The organism is Oleiphilus sp. HI0128 (assembly GCF_001635365.1).
This window is the reverse complement of sequence record NZ_LWGG01000908.1, coordinates 1-2,644: the sequence shown is the minus strand read 5'-3', so window position 1 is coordinate 2,644 and position 2,644 is coordinate 1. Positions and strand designations below refer to the sequence as shown.

Annotated in this window: 3 protein-coding genes; all 3 read right to left on the bottom strand. The window is 45.3% G+C overall.

Translation table 11 applies throughout. The annotated features are described in order from the left end of the window. On the bottom strand, window positions 1-536 hold a 536-nt coding region (locus A3763_RS14805; RefSeq protein ID WP_197482920.1), incomplete at its 3' end, for an FHIPEP family type III secretion protein. A 122-nt stretch (window positions 537-658) separates the two neighbouring features. Next, complete coding sequence (flhB, locus tag A3763_RS14800; protein ID WP_068511915.1) at window positions 659-1,795, bottom strand: flagellar biosynthesis protein FlhB; 1,137 nt, start codon at window positions 1,793-1,795, stop codon at window positions 659-661. Window positions 1,796-1,802: 7 nt separating this feature from the next. Continuing rightward, a complete protein-coding gene (fliR, locus tag A3763_RS14795; RefSeq protein ID WP_068511913.1) occupies window positions 1,803-2,591 on the bottom strand; it encodes a flagellar biosynthetic protein FliR in 789 nt (262 codons plus the stop codon). Window positions 2,592-2,644 lie beyond the last annotated feature (53 nt).

The following is a 2,644-nucleotide window of genomic DNA, read 5'->3' as shown; positions in this document are numbered from 1 at the left end:
GACTTGGCTTCTTCCTGTTCGATAATGCCAGCATTAAGATCAGCATCAATCGCCATCTGTTTACCCGGCATCGCATCGAGCGTAAAGCGCGCACTAACCTCCGAGACCCTGCCAGCACCCTTTGTTACAACAACAAAGTTAATAATCATCAAAATAGCAAAGACAACCAAACCGACAGCGTAATTGCCTCCAATGACAACCTCACCGAAGGCCTCAATCACCTTACCTGCAGCATCGCCACCTTCGTGCCCCTCCAAGAGAACAACACGAGTTGAAGCGACATTTAGCGCCAAACGTAAAAGCGTGGCAACTAACAAAACGGTTGGGAATATCGCGAACTCAACGGGCCGCAGGGAGTAGACACAAACAAGCAAGACAACAAGCGCCAAAGCAATATTGAAGGTAAACAACAAATCAAGCAGGAAAGGAGGAACAGGAAGGGTCATCATCCCCAGGATTGCAATCAATAGCACCGGGATGGCGAGATTACCCTGAGTAAGAACCTTGAATTGTTGAAGCATTGCGGCTTGCTGCATAAATATCACTACCAAGACTGATATCGTCACTAATTTGACGAAAAACAAATATCAGTAAGGTATCAGCAAGATTCACGCCGACTTCTACAGTTTACGGTAATTAGGCAATGCCAGCCCCTTAATCAAGAGCCATCATATTTAAGATCATCCGGTATGGGGAAGTCCGGTTTCGGAGGTTTTGTAATAACGCGACGCCTAAACTGCTTAAGCTGAAATACGTATGCCAGCACTTGTGCAACCGCCATATACAAACCACTCGGAATTTCCTGACCAATCTCGGCATGATGGTAGACCGAACGCGCAAGCGGTGGAGCCTCAACAATTTCGACATCATGTTCGTTGGCAATTTCTCTAATCTTCAAGGCGACTTGATCATGCCCTTTCGCAAGCAAAATTGGCGCGGCATCTTCTTCAGGTTTATATCGTAGCGCGACTGAAAAGTGAGTTGGGTTGGTAATCACCACGTCAGCCTGAGGAACATCTTGCATCATTCGACGCTGCGCCATTTCCATCTGCAATTGGCGAATCTTCCGTTTAACCTCTGGCTTACCTTCCGTGTCCTTGAATTCGTCTTTCACTTCCTGCTTCGTCATCTTCAGATTTTTTGTATGATCAAATATCTGAAAAGGTACATCAATCATAGCGATCACGATCATCGTACATGCTAAATAGAAAAAACCCCACCCCAGTATTTTGGAAGCTGTTTCCATTGCTGAAATTACATTTTGATCGGCAAGCCCGATAAGCGTTGGCAATTGCGAGTGAATAATCAAAACTGCAACTGCGACAACCAATGACACCTTTGCAATCGCCTTTATGAGCTCCACTAAGGACTTGAGGGAAAACATCTTCGCCAAGCCTTTAATTGGGTCCATTCGGCTAAACTTAGGCGCCAGAGCTTTAGTTGAGAAAAGCCAACCACCCAAAGCAACGGACCCTGCAATAGCCGATACAAACAACAAAATTAGAAACGGCAAAATACCTTCTGCAACTTCAACCGCGGCTCTTGCGAGATACATTCCCATCTGGCTTGTATCTTGTGTCGCCTCTCTAGAAAACGAAAAACTAGCAGTCATGATCTTTGTTAAAGATGCTGCGATACCGCTACCAAAAATTAACAAGCCCCCCGCCCCGACAATCAGTAAAAAAGTTGTATTTAACTCTTTTGATCGGGGAACCTGACCTTCTTCTCGCGCTTTTTCGAGTTTCCGGCCGGTGGGTTCTTCGGTTTTATCCTGACTACTATCGTTCTCTGCCATAAGCGCTCTAAGCCCCCATCACATCGCGCAGATAAATATATGTATGCTCGCTAAAACGAATAAAAAGCGTATCAACATTTCCGACACCCACCCAAAGAATGAAAAAACCGAAAATCATACCGATTGGAAAACCGAGCGAGAATACATTCATCTGCGGTGCCGCCCTTGTCATAACTCCAAAGGAGATATTAACAATCAATACCGAAGTTACTACTGGCAGCGCAACCAGCAGAGCCGAAGCAAAGAGCCAGTTAATCCTCATCAACATATCCCACAATAAGTAAGGCTCTATCGAGTTTTCACCTATAATACTTGCTGAAATCGGCCACGCCCTAAAGCTTTCAACAATCACTTCAATCATCACTAAATGACCATTCATTGCAAGAAACGTTAAGGTTACGCCTATCAGGAATATCTGAGACAGGATTGGTGTATTAACACCGTTCGTTGGGTCAACCATCGAAGCAAAACCCAAACCCATTTGCATCGAAATCATTTGCCCCGCCACCACAAACAACTGCATCAGTAGCACAAACATGAAGCCCATTAAGGTACCGATAACAACTTGCTGAAGCACAATCAAAAAAGAACCGATTGACAGAGCGTCAATCACAGGGACAGGGTCAATCAATGGAGCAACGATTAGCGTTAAGGCAAAGGATAAGCCAATTCGGACACGCATTGGCACCAACCGTGTTCCGATTACCGGAACCACCATCAAGAAACTGGCAATACGGAATAAGGGCCACAAGAAGGACCCAACCCAAGCGCCAATTTGTGCGTCGGTAAATTCCATCTTTTACCCGATCAGTAATGGAATGCTAGTCCATAAGCGTTCTGAATAGTCGA

Bases quoted from the DNA above. Each gene is read 5' to 3' on its own strand.
- flhB (WP_068511915.1), bottom strand. From the start codon at position 1,795: ATGGCAGAGAACGATAGTAGTCAGGATAAAACCGAAGAACCCACCGGC.
- fliR (WP_068511913.1), bottom strand. From the start codon at position 2,591: ATGGAATTTACCGACGCACAAATTGGCGCTTGGGTTGGGTCCTTCTTG.